The sequence below is a fragment of the Stakelama portus genome (assembly GCF_003171655.1).
Taxonomy (GTDB): domain Bacteria; phylum Pseudomonadota; class Alphaproteobacteria; order Sphingomonadales; family Sphingomonadaceae; genus Sphingomonas; species Sphingomonas portus.
This window is the reverse complement of sequence record NZ_QFZL01000001.1, coordinates 387,496-403,612: the sequence shown is the minus strand read 5'-3', so window position 1 is coordinate 403,612 and position 16,117 is coordinate 387,496. Positions and strand designations below refer to the sequence as shown.

Genomic DNA, 16,117 nt, shown 5'->3' with positions numbered 1-16,117 from the left:
AGGGCGAGATGAACCTGCACGTCGAACGCTTCGCCTTTGATCGGGTATTCAGCTATTGCAACGAAACCAAGGGCACGTCGCAGACCGACATGTCGCTTGAGCTGTCGGCGCTGCGCGCGGAACTGGCCCTGGCGAAAAGTGATGCCGATACGCGCGAGGCCCGCGCCCGGATCGAAGGATATGAAGCGGGACTGGCGCAGGCACGCGCCGAACGGGAAACCGCGCTGCTGAGCGCGGTCGATGCGCTGCAGGCGGGAATCGAAGCAATCGACGGCCGTTTCGCCGACGCGCAGGACAGCATGGCCGGCGACGCGACCGAAGTGGCGCTTGCCGCCGCCGAATTGCTCGCCGCCCGCGCTCTGGAAACCGCGCCGGGCATCGCGATCGACGACGCCATCGGACGCACGCTGCGTCAGGTGTCGCGCGGCACCGAAATTTGCGTGCGCATCCATCCCGATCTTGCCCCCGATATCGAAACGCGGCTGGAATCGCGCCAGGCGGCCGACCGCCGCCGCCTCAATGTCCACATCATTCCCGATGACCGGGTCCCTGTGGGCGATGCGGAAATCCTGTGGGATCAGGGCGGGCTGACGCTCGACAGGTCCGAACGCCGCGCGCAGATCATGGCCGAACTGGAGGCGCTGTTGCCGGCACCCGCCCCGGACATCTCGGGTGGATCGCCGGACCGGGTGGAACATGCCGATGCGCTCGCTCACGATGCTGAACTGGACGATCCCGGCCTGAGCGACGAGGACATCGCCGCCTGAACCGCGCTGCCAGCAGCGCCGCTGCCCGTCTCTAAAGGAACTGCGACATCCCGGCGAAAGCCGGGATTTTTCTATGTTCCAAGCATGCCGGAACGCGCCGCGGGGCGCGCCCTGCCCGCTTGCGCCGACGTCATCGGAAACATCCCCGGCAAAAATTTCCTACCCCGGCAAAACCTGCCGCGTTCCTCGTCCTATAATTCTCTTGTGACGGGCAGAACGCCCTCCCCCGAACAGCCACGAGGCGGGAATTGGAAGCAGTCAGGAAATTCGTCGACCAGATCGGAGCCAAAAGGCTGATGATCATGGGTGGAGTGGCGCTGGCGCTGCTCGCGGCGCTCGCATTCGTGGCGACGCGCGGGAGCAATCCCGCCATGGGCTTTCTCTACACCGATCTCGACCCCTCCGCCGCGCAGGCGATTGCCGAAAAGCTCAAGGCCGAAGGCGTGGACTATCGCCTGTCCGCCGACGGCAGCTCGATCCTTGCACCGCAGGAAAAGCTTGCCGAGCTGCGCATGAGCCTTGCCGGCGAGAAATTGGGCGGCCCGATCGGCTATGACGTACTCGATCAGGAAGACAGTTTCGGCGTGTCGGCGAGCCGCGCCAAGATGAACGAAACCCGCGCCGTCGAAGGCGAACTCGCCCGCTCGATCCAGAGCCTTCAGGCAGTCGCCGCCGCGCGCGTCCATATCGTGATGCCCGAACGCGCGATGTTCGCCGCCGAAGCACGCAAGGCAACCGCCGCCGTCACCGTAAAGACGCGCGGCCGCCTCCCCGCCGAAACGGTGCAGGCGATCCGCTATCTCGTTTCTTCCTCGGTCCCCGAATTGTCGCCCGAAGCGGTGTCGGTGGTCGATCAGTCGGGTGCACTGCTGGCACGCGCCGGCGATAGCGAGACGATCGCGAGCAGCGACGCCGACGAACGCCAGGCCGCTGTCGAAACGCGGCTGCGCGACGAGATCGAGGCGCTTCTCTCTCCCATCGTCGGTCAGGGCAAGGTCCGCGCCGAAGTGTCGGCGGATATCAATCGCGACGCCACGCGTGAGGAAGCCAATGTCTATGACCCCGACGCGCAGGTGATCGCACGTCAGGTGACCGTCGAAAACGGCACCGAGGATCAGGAAACCGGTGCGGCCCCTCCGGGCGTGTCGGTTGGCAACGAACTTCCCGAAAATACCGGCCAGCCCGCCCAGCCCGGCGAAAGCCGCAGCTCACGGGGCAGCCAGTCGTCGGAAGACACGACCTATCAGAACAGCTCGCGCCGCACCGTCACGGTGCGCGGCCCGGGCGAAGTCAAGCGGCTGACCGTCGCGGTGATGGTCGATGGCGGCGAAAAGGGTCTGGACGATGAAATGATCCAGCGCCTGACCCGCCTCGTCGAGAATGCAATCGGCTATAACAGCGAGCGCGGCGACAGCGTGGTTGTCGAAAGCATGGCCTTCGCACCGGTCGACGATCTGGCCGAAGGTCAGGGCGGCATTTTGTCGCTGCTGTCGATGGACCGCATCTTCGGGTTGCTGCAGCTGGTCGTCATCGCCGTCGCGGGACTGATTGCGCTGCGGATGCTGAAGCCCAAGGCGACGTCGGGCGAGGCCACGCAGGACGGCGGTATGCTGGCCGCCAACGACCCCGAAATGATCGCGCTCGCGCAGCGCGCCGCCGAAGGCGACGAAGAGGCGATGCAACAGCTTGAGGCGCGCCAGACCGCCGGCAATGCCGCGCTGCTCGATCAGGAAATCGCGCTCGCGCAGGTCGATGGCCGGATCAAGCTCTCCGCCCTCAACAAGCTTGGCGACACGATCGCCGCAAGCCCGCCTGAAGCAGTGGCGGTGATCCGCCAATGGATGAACGCATGATGGAGAAAAGCGTGGACCCGCAGGACATCGTTCCCACCGATGCCGCCCAGGAACAGGCAGCGCCGGCGCTGGAGGATTTCGAACCGCAACCCCAGCCTGCGCCCAGTGCAGAACCGCCCGCCGAAGGACTGGAGGCCGTATTCGACGTGCCGGTAAAGGTTCAGGCAGTGCTCGGTCGCACGCGGATGCCGGTCGGCGACCTGCTTCAGCTGCGTTCGGGCCATGTCCTCGAACTCGATCGTCGCGTCGGCGAACCCGTCGACATCTTCGTCAATGACCGGCTGATCGCGCGCGGCGAAATCGTCCTGATCGACGGTGCGCTGGGCGTCACGCTCACTGAAGTCGTACGGCAGGAAATCTGACCATGGATATGCCCATCCGCATGCTGCTGATCGGTGCGCCGGAAAGCGAATTCCGCCGCGCCGCCCAACTGGCGCAGGAAGCCGGCGCCGCTGTCGACATGGCCGATGACTGTGACGAGGCGCTGGCGGCGCTGCGCGCCAATACCGGCGACCTGGTGATGATCGATGTCGAACTCGACGTGCGCTATTTCCTGAGTCAGCTGCGCACCGAACGTTTCACGCTGCCGGTACTGGCATGCGGGATCGATGCGCCCGCCGAGCGTGCCGTCGCGGCGATCCGTGCGGGGGCGCTGGATTATGTGCCGCTGCCGCCGCAGCGGGAACTGATCGCGGCCGCCATCGCATCGGTGATCGAACGCCGTCCGACCGAACCGCTGGCCCGGCATCCGGCGCTGGAACGCGCCAATGAGCTCGCCCGCGCCGTCGCCCCCAGCAGCGCGGCGATCCTGATCACGGGCGAGCGCGGCAGCGGCAAGGAAATGATGGCGCGAACCATCCATATCGCTTCGGGCCGGCCCAATCCGATGCTCGTCGTCGAATGCGCGGGCGTCGCGCCGGAGGTATTGCGTTCGGAATTGTTCGGGCATGAGGAAGGCGCCTTTCCCGGCGCAGTCGCACGACGCATCGGCCATCTGGAAAAGGCCGGCGGCGGCACGGTGTTGCTGCGCGAAGTCGGCGCGGTGGCACCGGAGATTCAGGCCAGGCTGCTCGCAGTGCTGCAGGAACAACGGCTGCAACGCGTCGGTAGCGAGGAATATGTCCCGTTCCAGGCGCGGCTGATCGCGACCACGGGCATGGATCTCACCGCGCGGGTCGCCGAAGGGGCGTTCCGGGCCGATCTGCTCGCCCGGCTGGGGCTGGTTCGGATCGAAGTGCCGCCGCTGCGCGAACGCGGCGACGATATTGCGATGCTCGCCACGCATTTCGCCGAACGGCTGGCTGCGTCCGACGGCTTGCCGGTCAAGCCGATCGGCGACGAGGCCATGGCGCTGCTGCGCCGCTATGACTGGCCGGGCAATATCCGCGAGCTGGAGGACGCCGTGCATCGCGCGATGCTGCTGTCGCGCGGCAACCGGATCGAGCCGGGCGATCTCGTGCTCAGCGACGGTACGCGCCTGATCGGGCGCGATACCGCAGGCGGCGAACGGCTGCATGTCGAAAGCCTGGTCGGACGGACCGTGGAGGAAGTCGAACGTGAGCTGATTCTCCAGACGCTCGAACGCTGTCACGGCAACCGCACCAGCGCGTCGAACATCCTGGGCATTTCGGTGCGCACCATGCGCAACAAGCTGAAGGCCTTTGTCGAGGCGGGCATTCCCGTCTCGCCGGCGGCGTGACGGCCATGACCAGCGCCCATCGCATTCCGGTTCAGCTGCGCTGCCACGCCGGCGGCGGTCGCTGGGCGCTTCGGGGCGGTAGCGGGCAACCGGTCGGCTGGGCTGCGACCGGCGATGGCGCAAGCTCCGCCGCTTCGCTGCGCTTTGCCAGATCGACTCTGCCGCGCGGCCCTTTGGCAGGAACACCCTGCCTGATCGTTATCGGAGTTGCCTGACGTGCCGCCTGCACTCACTCGCTTTCTCGACCGGATCGGCGCCAATCGCGACCTTGCGCTGGCGATCGGCGTTGTCGCGATCATCGCGATGCTTATCCTGCCGATGCCGGGCTGGCTGCTCGACATGGGGCTGGCGCTGTCGATCACCATTTCGGTGATGATCCTGATGACCGCCTTGTTCATCGAAAAGCCGCTCGAACTCAGCGCCTTTCCGACGATCCTGCTGATCGCGACGATGCTCCGTCTGGGCCTCAACCTTGCTTCGACGCGCCTGATCCTGGGCCATGGCCATGAAGGGCCTCAGGCCGCCGGCAATGTGATCGGCGCGTTCGGCGAGTTCCTGATGGCGGGCGAAACCGCGATCGGCCTGACCATCTTCCTGATCCTGGTGGTCATCAACTTCGTCGTCATTACCAAGGGCGCGGGCCGCATCGCCGAAGTCGCCGCCCGCTTCAGCCTCGATTCGATGCCCGGCAAGCAGATGGCGATCGACGCCGACCTGTCCGCCGGCATGATCGACGAGGAGCAAGCCAAGGCACGCCGCGCCGAAGTCGAAGCCGAAAGCGGCTTTTACGGCGCGATGGACGGTGCCTCGAAATTCGTGAAGGGCGACGCGATTGCCGGCCTGCTGATCACGGCGATCAACATCGTTGTGGGTCTGGGCATCGGCGTCATTTCGCACGGCGTACCGCTGGGCGAAGCGTTCCAGACCTATACGGTGCTGACTGCCGGCGACGGTCTGGTCAGCCAGATCCCGGCGCTGATCGTGTCGGTCGCTGCCGGCCTGCTCGTGTCGAAGGGCGGCCTCAAGACCCGCGCGGGCACTGCGCTCGGCGACCAGCTGGGCCGCTATCCCAAGGCGTTCGGCATGGTTTCGTTCCTGATGGGCGGGCTGGCGCTGATGCCTGGCCTGCCCTTCATCCCCTTCGCCAGCATCGCGGTGGCGTGCGGCTATACCGCCTGGAAAATGTCGAAAAATGCCGAGGCGCGCGCGGCGCAGGAAAAACTGATCGCAGCGCAGGCCGAGGAAAAGGAAGCGACTCGCGAACAGCCGATCAGCGAGACTCTGGCGATCGATTCGGTCCGCATCGAAATCGGCTATGCGCTGCTGCCGATCATCAACGATTCGACGCGCGAACCGCGGCTCGACGATCAGGTGCGCGCGCTGCGCCGCCAGATGGCGACCGATTACGGCTTTGTCCTGCCATCGGTGCGCATCATCGACAATATGGCGCTGCAGCCGAGCGAATATGTCCTCTACATCAAGGAAACCGAAGCCGCGCGCGGCGAAATCCGCCTCGACAAGCTGTTGCTGATCAATCCGGGCGGCGGCCCGACCGGCCTGCCCGGCGACGTCACCACCGAACCGGTATTCGGCCTGCCCGCGCTGTGGATCGATCGCGAATTGCGCGACGAAGCCGGCTTCCGCGGCCTGACCGTGGTCGATTGCGGCACGATCATCACCACGCACCTGACCGAGCTGGTGAAGGAAAATATCGCCGACATGCTGAGCTATACCGAGACGCAGAAGCTTCTGAACGAAGTGCATCGCGACGCGGAAAAGCTGGTCGCCGACATCATCCCGTCCAAGGTTTCGGTATCGACCGTTCAGCGCATCCTGCAAAATCTGCTGAGCGAAGGCATTTCGATCCGCGACATTCCGACGATCCTGGAAGGCATTGCCGAAGCCGCACCGCTGACCGGCAGCGTGACGCAAATGACCGAACATGTCCGCGCGCGGCTCGCCCGCCAGATTTCGTCGGTCAATATGCGCGGCGACGCAATCCCGATCGTTACCCTGTCGCCCGAATGGGATCAGGCATTCGCCGAAAGCATCGTGGGAGCGGGCGACGATCGTCAGCTCGCGATGGCGCCGACCGTGCTCCAGCAGTTCATCGGCGCCGTGCGCACCACCTATGACAAGCTGGCGCAGGACGGCGAAATTCCGTGCCTGCTGACCAATCCGTCGATCCGCCCGTTCGTCCGATCGATCATCGAGCGGGTGCGCCCGGCGACGGTGGTGCTGAGCCAGAACGAAATCCATGCCCGCGCGCGCATCCGCGCACTTGGGAATATCGGCTGAACCGCCACCCGGAACGGCCATCCTCTATAATGAGAGGTGGCCTCCAGGCGGCCACGCAAAGAGAGTGCTGCATGAAAGTTGCCGACAACGGCCTCGCCGTCGATGCGCTGCTCCCCGGCTTTGCCCGGATCGACAAGGCCAGCCCCGGTTTCGCGCTGATGGTGGACGGCGGCAAGACGGCCGTTTCTGCTTTGCCCGGTGGCGCAGACAAGCAGCCCGGTCTCGCCTGCGAAACATTGCCCATTCCCGCGCCGGTCGGAAACGTACGCGCAGGCGCACCCATGTTGCCCGAGAGGCAAACGCCGCTTGAGATCGCTCCATCGCTGCCTGCGCCGATGCCCGCCACGGCGGAGCCGCGTGCGCGGCGTTCGATGCTGCCCGAATTGTTGACGGGGGCTTCGCTGATTCAGACGAGCGCGACTTCGGGCAAGGCCGTCGCTACCGTGCCGCTACCTGCAGGCATCGACGCCAAGCCCGATATGGCTGACCCTGCGATCGACGGCGATGTTGCGCAGGCCGATATCATCGCAGCAACGCCGAAACTCCCGATCTCCGCGCCCGAAGCGGCCCCGGCGGTCGCCGCCGCGCGGCAATCCATTGCGGATGCGCCCGCCGCTCCGGTGGCAACGGAGAGCCCTGTCGTTTCGGCCCCCAGCGCTACGCCTGCGGCTCCCGCATCTCCCGCTCCCAGCCGGATCGCTCCGCAAGGCCAGACCAAAGCGGCGGAGGGACTTGCGCCCCCGCAGCCGGCCGTGCCCGACGCACCGACAATCGCGGCCGGCGATGCTGCCCGGCCAGGATCGCCGGAGAAAGCGCAAACGCCTGCTCCGCTGACCGGGCGCGCACCGAAGGACGATGTCGCGCGCGATACGGTGACCGTTGCGGAGATCGCGGCGACGCCGGTCGCTCCGCCGCTCGCGACCGTCGCGCCGCAGCCGGACATCGCCAACACGTCCCCGAACCCAGGCGATGCCAAAACGCCCGGCCAGATCCGCGTAGCGACCGCTGCGCCGGGCAACGGCCATCCCGTCGCCGCCGCCCAGGACGGCAAGGACGATGCGCCACTGACAGCGTTCCAGCCGGACACCGGAACCGACGCGCGGGACGGGTCGGAAGACAACGCCGCTGGCCGCAAGCCCACGCCGCCCGACCCCGCCATGACCAGCGAACGCGCGGCGACGCCCCAACCGCCATTGCCGGAGCCGCGCGCGGCGAACGCTACCCCGCAACCCGACCGCGTTCCCGCTCCGGCGGCGCCGGTCGCCGCCCACGCCGCGCCTGCCGCCGCGACGCCCAGCCCCGCACTGGCCCCCGCGCCCGCGCCGAGGCACGAAATCGAAATCGACGCGCGTTCGGGCAGCGTGGGACGCGATCTGGGCATCGCGATCGCGCACCGTGCGAAAAATGGCGAGGATATGGTGCGCGTGCGCATGACGCCGGGCGAACTCGGCCGTGTCGAAGTCACGCTGGCATTTGACGACAAGGGCAATGTTCAGGCCACGCTGAAGGCCGATAACCACCATGCGCTCGACCTTTTGCGCCGCGACGCCGTGGAGCTGACGCGCGCGCTGGATCAGGCGGGTATCCGCGCCGACACACAGAGCTTCCGCTTCGAAAGCCGCAGCGACGGCAGTCAGCAGCAGATGATGAACCAGCAGGGCAATGGCGGGAATGGCGGCCAGCCGCGTCCCGGCGCTGCTCCGATTCCCGCCGATGACGGCGATTTTGGCGACAGCGAAAGCGGATATCGCCCGGTCCGGTCCGATGGCCGGGTCGATCTGATTGCATGAGGATATCTCGATGACGACCGTCACGACGAACAACAACACCGCCGCCGCACAGGCGAGCGGCAATTCATCGCTTTCGGGGCTGAATGCCGATTTCGACATGTTCCTGAAGCTGTTGACGATCCAGATGCAGAATCAGGATCCGCTCGATCCGATGGACACGTCGGAATATACCCAGCAGCTGGTGCAATATTCGCAGGTCGAACAGTCGATCCAGCAGACCCAGACGCTGCAGCAGATTCTGACGGCGATGGGATCGAGCGACCTGGTACAGGCGTCCTCGCTGCTCGGCCGTGAGGTTGAATTCGATTCCGCCAGCTCGGCTCTGGGCGATGCCCCCGCAGCCTGGAGCTGGTCGTCGGAGCGCAACGTCGCGTCGCTGACCGCGACCGTCAAGGACGCCAATGGCCGTGTCGTCGCGACCCGCGAGCTGGATCCGGCATCGTCGGGACGGTTCGAATGGGACGGCATCAAATCGAACGGCTCCGCTGCGGCTCCCGGCAACTATACGCTCGAACTCGCCGGCGCAGACGCCAATGGCGCACGCATCGACATGACGGTGCACGGAATCGGAACGGTGAGCGACGTGCATATGACCGACGGCACGGTCACGCTGAACGTCAACGGTGCCGAAGTGCCCGCGTCGCGCCTGCTCCGCATCGGCGGCTGAGCGCCGCAGCGTATCGTTCCTGACCCGTATAAATCCTGAGGTTTTGCGCGTGCAGAAATCCGATCGGGAGCGCCATTCCACTCTATAAATTAAGTAAGAACCGCGGCGGATCCACGAACCGATCCCCTCGCGATCCGCCCGGTTCCCCCTCTCCTTCGTCCGCAAGGGCAAAAGAGTTTTGCGGCAGGCCGGTCCCCCTCCGGCCTGCCGCTTCGCATTTGGGGCTACCGCATTCTACAGACAAAAAAAGGACCGCTCCAAAGGGGGAAGGAACGGTCCAGGGAGCAATTTTGGGTTTCGGGTCAGGCGTGCGCCGAAAATGCCCCGCCGGCTTTGATACCGAAAGAAGGGACAGGCAGGCGCGACAACGCGATCGGTGCCGCGCCTGCCTCCTCGATCGACCGGATACGCGCATCTTCGAGGGAACAGCCCGGAATAGCGTTGGGAATGGCGAGCATGGCGATACAATCGGCAATCGAAGGATCTTCGCGCGGGCCCAGCGTGTCGAGCACGTCGCCCAGCGTCATCCCCGGTGACTGCAGCGCACGTTCGGCCGCCGCAGTCCACAATGCCTGCGCGTCCGCGACGCCGAGCGTCAGCGTGACGCGATATTCATTCGCATCGGCTTGGGTCTGTTCGGCAACACGCAGCGTACGCAATTCCATGTTTCGTTCCCCTGATGTCGCGACATCCATCGCGATGTTCCTCACCTACAGGGGGTTCCCCGGCCCCTGAATTTAGGAATTCGCCTATACGTAGAATTCCCGGGCAGAATCGGGGTCAATGCACCCGTGCCTCGGCCCGCCGCGCCAGCTCGCGCGCATGGGCGGAAACCAGACAGAGTTCGGCGTAGAGCCGGTCCCAGAAAGGCGAAGGGATCTCCACTTCGCCGCCGCCGCGTTCGGTGACACAGATCGCCGCGGCCGGATCGAGGTCGAGGCGGAACGCCGCGCCGAAGCTGCCATCGACATGTTCGCCGGGCAGGCTGTGCGGTACCGCGAGGCGCGATGACATCACGAAACCGGCGAGAACATCGCACCCATATCCGTCGAGCAACACCCGGTCGCCGGTGGTCGCATCGGGGCGCTCGATCACGATCAAGGCGCCCGAAGGATGTTCTTCGACGCTGACTCGCAGCCGGCCGCCAAAGGCATCGGTGATCTCTCGAATTCGCGGAAACAATGGTTTCTCCTGACCTTACTCTATTATAGACAATTTGTCCGCTTTCGGGCCGGTTCCACGCACCGCGATCACGCGCCGCGCAGATAAAAAAAGGGCCAGGACGACGGATCGTCCTGGCCCGGCAAAGAGTGCTCTCCACGCTTCCAGGGCAAAGCGCGGAGCGCGCCCTTAACGGAACAGCGAAGTGATCGTCTGCGGTGCCTGGTTGGCAATGCCAAGAGCCTGGACACCCAGCTGCTGCTTGACCTGCAGGGCCTGCAGCTTTGCCGATTCCTTCGCCAGGTCGGCGTCGACGAGGTTGCCGATACCACCCTCGATCACGTCCGAAAGCTTGCTCGTGAAGGACGACTGTGCGTCGATCTTGCGCGAAGCCGCGCCGAGCGTGCTGAGGGTCGTGTTGAGGTTGTCCTGCGTGGTTTCGAGGGTGTCGATCATCGCCTGCGCATTGGCCTGCGTGCTGATGTCGCCGCTCGAAGAAACGGTCACCACCGAACCGCCCAGATCCAGGCCCTGGTTCGCTACGCTGAGCGAATCGGGGTCCCAGGTGCCGGTGCCGTCGGAGTCCTTGAGCGACTGGAGCGCCGTAACGGTGCCGCCCGAAGCCTTCAGGAGGTTGGTGCCGTTGAATTCCGAAGAGTCGACGATCGTCGTGATCTGATCGCGCAACGCCTTGAAATCCTCGTTGATGGCATCACGGCTCGCCTGGTCGATACCATCGTCGGCCGACTGATAGGCCTTGGCCTTCATTTCGTTGACGATGTCCGAAATCTGCTCGGTGCCGGCAGTCGCCACGTCGACCACGCTCTTGGCGCGGCTCAGCGACGAGCTCACCGACTTCAGACCGCCCAGATCGCCGCGAAGCGTCTGCGCAATCGTGAACGAAGCCGAGTCATCCTTGGTCGACGAAACCGACAGGCCGGTGTTGATGCGGCTCTGGGTCTTGGCAAGGCCCTTGTTGGTTTCGGTCAGGCTCTGCAGCGCGGCCATCGCGCCGGTGTTAGTGTTGACGGAAAAACCCATCGTAATCATCCTTCTGGAGTACAGCGGTCGCGTTCTGCGGCCTTTTGGGTCGGAGGCGCCGACCCGCGACAGGCGTGTTCCAATGCCTGCACCTCTATTGTGGAGGGCATTCGCGAAGGACCCAAATCACTCTTGAAAATTTTCTCGGTTTATCAATGATTAAGCCGCGAAAATCCGGCAAGATTTGCCGCCTACCCGCCTCTGCCCGGCAAAAGATTCCGGCTAAGGCCGAATTCGGCCCGGTCGCGCCCAAAAAAGAAAAGCCGGACGCACCCCCCGATGCGCCCGGCCTTGTCCACCAATCCCGCAGGATCGGCGGAAACCGTCAGAACGGAAACAATGCGTCGTAGATCTGCTGACCCCAGCGCGCCTGCTGCGCGTCGGTAAGCTGTCCGCGACCGCCATAGATGATGCGCGCTTCGGCGATCTTGCTGTGCTGGATCGAATTGTCGCGCTCGATATCCTGCGGACGAACGATGCCGGTCAGGATCAGCTCGCGCATTTCGAAATTGACGCGCACTTCCTGGCGACCGCGGATCACCAGATTGCCGTTGGGCAGCACCTGGGTGACGATCGCCGCCATCGTCATGTCGATGGTTTCCGAACGCGCGGTCGATCCGCCGCCGGAAAATTGCGACGTGCTGCTGGTATCGACCAGCGTCGAGGGATCGGGATTGCCCGGCAGGATATTCTGCAGCGGCGTTTGCAGGCCGAGCAGTCCGGCGATGCCGCCGCTTTCGGACCCGCCCCGTGTGCGCGAGGTATTGTTGCCCAGATTGGCCTTGTCGGCGATCCGGATCCGGATCGTCAGAATGTCGCCCGTCGACGATGCACGCTGATCGCGGAACAGCGCGCCCGCTCCGGTGCGGAACAAGGATGCCCCGGACGTTGCCGCCTGTGCGACGCGAACCTGCTGCCCCGCGCCATTGCCGACGCGATCGGCCGGCGCCGCAAGCGACGGTTCGATCTGAGGTGCCGCCACCGGCTGGATCGCCGTGAGCTCCGGCGCCTTGCCGACCTGGCTGAGCCGCCCGACGGCGCCGCAGCCCGAAACCATGCCGCCGATGACGGCAATCGCGATAATGCGTTTCATGTCCCTGATACTCCGATGAAATTTATCGCGGGCCGGAAGGTCCGCCTGCAATCATGGCAATGCGATCCGCACGCTGCCCGGTCCGTCGACAACGGCGTCGAGCGTGCGGCTGGTGGTGCTGGTGACGACGCGGACGAGTTCGCCGTCGGCGGCATCGCCCAATGCGCGGCCGCTGGTGGCGATGACGAGCGAACCGTTGACCAGCCGGATCGTCACCGGCTCGCCCCGACGCACCAGCCGTGGCTCCTGCACATCGGTGCGGCGCACGATGCTGCCCTCGCGCAGGTTGCGCCGCAGTTCGAGCCCGCTTGCCTCACGCGGGGTCAGCGCACTGCGCGCCTGCACCTGGGTGCCGCTGTCGGTGGTGAAATCGCTTGCCGCCAGCAATTCGCCACGCGGCACGTCGCGCACCAGCACGGCGACCTCGACCTCCTGAGCCGCCGCTTCCTGCGGAAGCAGGATCGCCGCCAGCAGCGCAGCGCAGGTGAATGCGATACGCATCAGCGCAGCTGGCTGGTGGTCGCCAGCATCTCGTCTGCGGTCTTCACCACCCGGCTGTTCATTTCATAGGCGCGCTGGGCCGAAATCAGTGCCGTGATTTCGGCAACCGGATTGACGTTCGAGGATTCGAGGAACCCCTGATTGAGGATGCCGACACCCGGCTCGCCCGGCGCGGCGACCGTCGGCTGACCCGATGCGGCGGTTTCAAGGAACAGATTGCCGCCCTGCGCCTCAAGCCCGCTTTCGTTCATGAAGGTCGCCAGTTCGAGCTGTCCCACGGTCTGCGGCTGCGGATCGCCCGCGACCATCACCTGAACCTCGCCGGTCTTCGATACGGTAACCGCGATCGCTTCCTGGGGGATGGTGATGCCCGGCTGAACCGGATAGCCGTCCTGCGTCACCAGTTCGCCCTGATCGGACACCTGAAACGATCCGTCACGGGTGTAGGCGGTATCGCCCGAAGGCAGCGTCACCTGAAAATAGCCGCGCCCCTGAATGCCCAGGTCGAGCGGATTATCGGTCTGCATCATCGAGCCCTGTTCGATGATCCGATAGACGCCACCGGTGCGCACGCCCGATCCGATCTGAATGCCCGACGGCACCATCGAATCCCCGCCCGACGCGGAACCGGGGCGCGTGATCTGCTGATAGAGAAGATCCTGAAATTCCGCCCGCTGCCGCTTGAAGGCAGTGGTGTTCATATTGGCGATGTTGTTCGAAATGACGTCGACATTGGTCTGCTGCGCGAGCATGCCGGTGCCGGCTATTGAGAGCGATCGCATTGGTTCGTTCCTTCACTCTGAAACGTTGAATGGGGTGAATCAGGCGCCCGGGCGGCCCAGCCGCTCGATCGCGCGCTTGCGCAGATCGGCCATGTTCTGGGACATGTTCTGGCTGGCCTGATAGGCGCGCAAAATCTCGATCATGTCGGTGGTTTCGGAGATCGCATTGACGTTCGATCCCTCCACCCCGCCGCTGCGGACCTTTGTTTCGGCAGCGGCAAGTTCGCGTCCGCCATTGCCGGTGAACAGCCCGTCGCCGCGCGGATCGACACTGCCTTCATTGTCGAACACCGTGACGGCGATGCGCCCCAGCGGACCATCGCGCCCCATCACCGTGCCGTCTTCGGTAATGCTCAGATTGGCGGCCTGATCGGGCGGAACCGCGATCGGCTGACCGCCCTCGCCCAGGATTTTCTGTCCGCCGGCTGTCGCCAGTTCACCCGATTCCAGCACCTTGATGAAACCCGCACGCGTATAGGCGACTTCGCCGCCTGGCGCTTCGACCGCCAGATATCCCGGCCCGTCGATCATCACGTCGAGCGGATTGCCGGTCGGTTGGAACCCGCCATTGCTGGTATCGTGCACCGTGCCGTAATCGAGCACGAACGACGTCGTCTGTGCGGACCGGACACTGCTGTCGGTCTGTTCGACATATTCATGGAACACCGGCGCTTCGCGCTTGAATCCCACGGTCGTCATGTTCGCCAGATTGTTCGACACGACGTCCATGCGACGACGCAGCGCCTGTTCGTGGCTCAGCAGCACATAGGAAGAAATGTCCATCGCGCTTTTCCGTTTTCAAAATCGACGCACTAGGCAGTTTTTGCCGGGCGTTGATCCTATAATAGGAAGAAATCGCCCGGACGGGTGTTCGTGCGTTCAATTCCAGGGAAGTCGGACATGACGGATGAAATCGTCGAAGTGGCGGAAGAGGCCGCCCCGAAGAAGAAGAGCAAGAAGAAGCTCATCATCATCGGCGCCGCCGCGGCAGTCGTCGTGCTGGGCGGCGGTGGCGGCGCGGCGATGATGCTCTCGGGTGGCGGTGGCGCCGAAACGCATGAGGAAGCCGCTGCGCAGGAAGGTGGCGACCATGCCGCACCGGCCGAGGGTGGCGGCGAACATGGCGGCGCCGAAGGTGAGGCCGCCGCCTTTGTCGATGTGCCGGCGATGATCGTGAACCTGCGTTCGCCCGACGGCGGCGCGCGCTTCCTCAAGATCCATTTCATGCTGGTGCCCGGACCCAATGGCGCGGGCCTGGAAGAGAAGCTTCCCGTGCTGCTCGACGCCTATCAGCCGTTTCTGCGCGAATTGCGCCCGGTCGATCTTGCCGGATCGGCAGCGGTCTATCGCATCAAGGAAGAGATGCTGGTGCGCGCCACCGGCGCACTCGGGCCGGGTGTCGTGGCGGACGTTCTCATTCAGGATCTGATCCAACAATGACCGGCGATTTCGACGATTTCGATCTGCCCGATCCGCCCGTCGCAGGCGCGCTGGACGGCGATGGCAAGTTCGACCAGGCGGATATCGATGCGCTGTTTGGCGATGTCGGCGATTCGCTGACTCCCAAAAAGGGGCTTCGCGCCGTCCTGGAATCGAAGGTCATCCGGCACGAACGGCTGCCGATGCTGGAAGTCGTATGCGACCGCATGGTGCGCTCCTTCGCCAGCTCGATGCGCAACCTGTCGTCCGATGCCGTCGATGTCAGCCTGGAGGAAGTGACGTCCACGCGTTTCGGCGAGTTCATGAATCGTGTGGCGCTTCCAGCGATGATCGGCGTGTTTCAGGTCAGCGAATGGCAAAGCTTCGGGCTGGTGACGGTCGAATCCGGCCTGATCTATGCCGTGGTCGATGCGCTGCTGGGCGGGCGCGGTGGCGGCGGCAACGGCGGTCTGGTGATCGACGGGCGTGCGTTCACGACGATCGAGACCAGTCTGGTTTCGCGCATGCTGACGCTGGCGCTCAACGATTTCGCCGAGGCTTTTGCGCCGATCGAACCGATCACCACGCAGCTCGACCGGATCGAAACCAACCCGCGCTTCGCCGCGGTCGCCGGTCCTTCGAACATCTGTGCGGTCGCCACCTTCCGCGTCGATATCGACGGGCGCGGCGGCAAGTTCACGATCCTGCTGCCCTATTCGACGCTCGAGCCGGTGCGCGAAAAGCTGCTCCAGCGGTTCATGGGCGACAAGACCGGCCGCGACAGCATCTGGGAAGCCCATATGGCTTCGGAAATCCGCAAGACTCAGGTCGATGTCAACGTCGTGCTGGGCGAACGGGACATGCGCGTGGCGTGGCTGCAGGCGCTCGAAGTCGGGCAGACACTGCGCTTCAACAAGGGACCGGACGATCCGCTGGAGCTGAATTGCGGCGGCATCGGGCTCGGCCATGCACAGATCGGCCAGCGGAACGGACGCGTGGCGGTACGGCTGATGTCGGGCATTGCCCGGCTGACCAAGGGATAATGG

General features: G+C 64.9%; 16 protein-coding genes. 9 read left to right on the top strand and 7 right to left on the bottom strand.

All coding sequences use genetic code 11. The features are described from left to right. The first annotated feature begins 8 nt into the window (after nucleotides 1-8). From DKB74_RS01780 to DKB74_RS01745, 7 genes are all read left to right on the top strand, one after another. Nucleotides 9-767 carry a FliH/SctL family protein gene (locus DKB74_RS01780; protein ID WP_193504337.1) on the top strand — a complete coding sequence of 253 codons (759 nt, stop codon included), beginning with the start codon at nucleotides 9-11 and terminating at the stop codon, nucleotides 765-767. 296 nt (nucleotides 768-1,063) lie between these two features. Next, nucleotides 1,064-2,620, top strand: coding sequence for a flagellar basal-body MS-ring/collar protein FliF (gene fliF / locus DKB74_RS01775; protein ID WP_239987330.1), 1,557 nt, complete (start codon nucleotides 1,064-1,066; stop codon nucleotides 2,618-2,620). Then, nucleotides 2,617-2,982 (top strand): flagellar motor switch protein FliN, encoded by a 366-nt coding sequence (gene fliN, locus DKB74_RS01770; RefSeq protein WP_420822389.1) that lies wholly within the window; start codon nucleotides 2,617-2,619, stop codon nucleotides 2,980-2,982. The genes fliF and fliN overlap by 4 nt, the downstream gene beginning before the upstream one ends. Before the next feature lie 2 nt (nucleotides 2,983-2,984). Then, entirely contained in the window at nucleotides 2,985-4,319 is a 1,335-nt protein-coding gene (locus DKB74_RS01765; RefSeq protein WP_109806389.1) for a sigma-54-dependent transcriptional regulator, read from the top strand. Nucleotides 4,320-4,535: 216 nt separating this feature from the next. Beyond that, nucleotides 4,536-6,617: a flagellar biosynthesis protein FlhA gene (gene flhA / locus DKB74_RS01755; RefSeq protein ID WP_109806387.1), complete on the top strand. Its 2,082-nt coding sequence runs from the start codon at nucleotides 4,536-4,538 to the stop codon at nucleotides 6,615-6,617. Nucleotides 6,618-6,688: 71 nt separating this feature from the next. Beyond that, the gene (locus DKB74_RS01750) at nucleotides 6,689-8,407 is read left to right on the top strand and encodes a flagellar hook-length control protein FliK (protein ID WP_109806386.1); all 1,719 of its coding nucleotides are present in this window, start codon (nucleotides 6,689-6,691) and stop codon (nucleotides 8,405-8,407) included. Nucleotides 8,408-8,417: 10 nt separating this feature from the next. Continuing rightward, complete coding sequence (locus DKB74_RS01745) at nucleotides 8,418-9,074, top strand: flagellar hook assembly protein FlgD (protein WP_109807052.1); 657 nt, start codon at nucleotides 8,418-8,420, stop codon at nucleotides 9,072-9,074. A 302-nt stretch (nucleotides 9,075-9,376) separates the two neighbouring features. Here DKB74_RS01745 and DKB74_RS01740 read toward each other — a convergent pair whose 3' ends face one another. The 7 genes from DKB74_RS01740 to DKB74_RS01710 form a co-directional block, all read right to left on the bottom strand. Further along, nucleotides 9,377-9,739: a hypothetical protein gene (locus tag DKB74_RS01740; RefSeq protein WP_109806385.1), complete on the bottom strand. Its 363-nt coding sequence runs from the start codon at nucleotides 9,737-9,739 to the stop codon at nucleotides 9,377-9,379. A gap of 115 nt (nucleotides 9,740-9,854) precedes the next feature. Continuing rightward, nucleotides 9,855-10,256 (bottom strand): hypothetical protein, encoded by a 402-nt coding sequence (locus DKB74_RS01735; protein ID WP_109806384.1) that lies wholly within the window; start codon nucleotides 10,254-10,256, stop codon nucleotides 9,855-9,857. A gap of 168 nt (nucleotides 10,257-10,424) precedes the next feature. After that, nucleotides 10,425-11,276, bottom strand: a complete 852-nt coding sequence (locus DKB74_RS01730) for a flagellin (protein WP_109807051.1) — start codon at nucleotides 11,274-11,276, stop codon at nucleotides 10,425-10,427. A 325-nt stretch (nucleotides 11,277-11,601) separates the two neighbouring features. Beyond that, the gene (gene flgH, locus DKB74_RS01725) at nucleotides 11,602-12,369 is read right to left on the bottom strand and encodes a flagellar basal body L-ring protein FlgH (protein ID WP_109806383.1); all 768 of its coding nucleotides are present in this window, start codon (nucleotides 12,367-12,369) and stop codon (nucleotides 11,602-11,604) included. A 51-nt stretch (nucleotides 12,370-12,420) separates the two neighbouring features. After that, nucleotides 12,421-12,870 carry a flagellar basal body P-ring formation chaperone FlgA gene (gene flgA, locus DKB74_RS01720; protein ID WP_239987329.1) on the bottom strand — a complete coding sequence of 150 codons (450 nt, stop codon included), beginning with the start codon at nucleotides 12,868-12,870 and terminating at the stop codon, nucleotides 12,421-12,423. Continuing rightward, the gene (gene flgG / locus DKB74_RS01715; protein ID WP_109806382.1) at nucleotides 12,870-13,652 is read right to left on the bottom strand and encodes a flagellar basal-body rod protein FlgG; all 783 of its coding nucleotides are present in this window, start codon (nucleotides 13,650-13,652) and stop codon (nucleotides 12,870-12,872) included. The genes flgA and flgG overlap by 1 nt, the downstream gene beginning before the upstream one ends. 39 nt (nucleotides 13,653-13,691) lie before the next feature. Then, nucleotides 13,692-14,435 carry a flagellar hook-basal body complex protein gene (locus DKB74_RS01710; RefSeq protein WP_109806381.1) on the bottom strand — a complete coding sequence of 248 codons (744 nt, stop codon included), beginning with the start codon at nucleotides 14,433-14,435 and terminating at the stop codon, nucleotides 13,692-13,694. Between the two features lie 117 nt (nucleotides 14,436-14,552). Between DKB74_RS01710 and DKB74_RS01705 the strand changes: the two genes are divergently transcribed. Then, the gene (locus tag DKB74_RS01705; RefSeq protein WP_109806380.1) at nucleotides 14,553-15,092 is read left to right on the top strand and encodes a flagellar basal body-associated FliL family protein; all 540 of its coding nucleotides are present in this window, start codon (nucleotides 14,553-14,555) and stop codon (nucleotides 15,090-15,092) included. Continuing rightward, nucleotides 15,089-16,114: a flagellar motor switch protein FliM gene (fliM, locus tag DKB74_RS01700; protein ID WP_109806379.1), complete on the top strand. Its 1,026-nt coding sequence runs from the start codon at nucleotides 15,089-15,091 to the stop codon at nucleotides 16,112-16,114. Before DKB74_RS01705 ends, fliM begins: the two co-directional genes overlap by 4 nt. Nucleotides 16,115-16,117 lie beyond the last annotated feature (3 nt).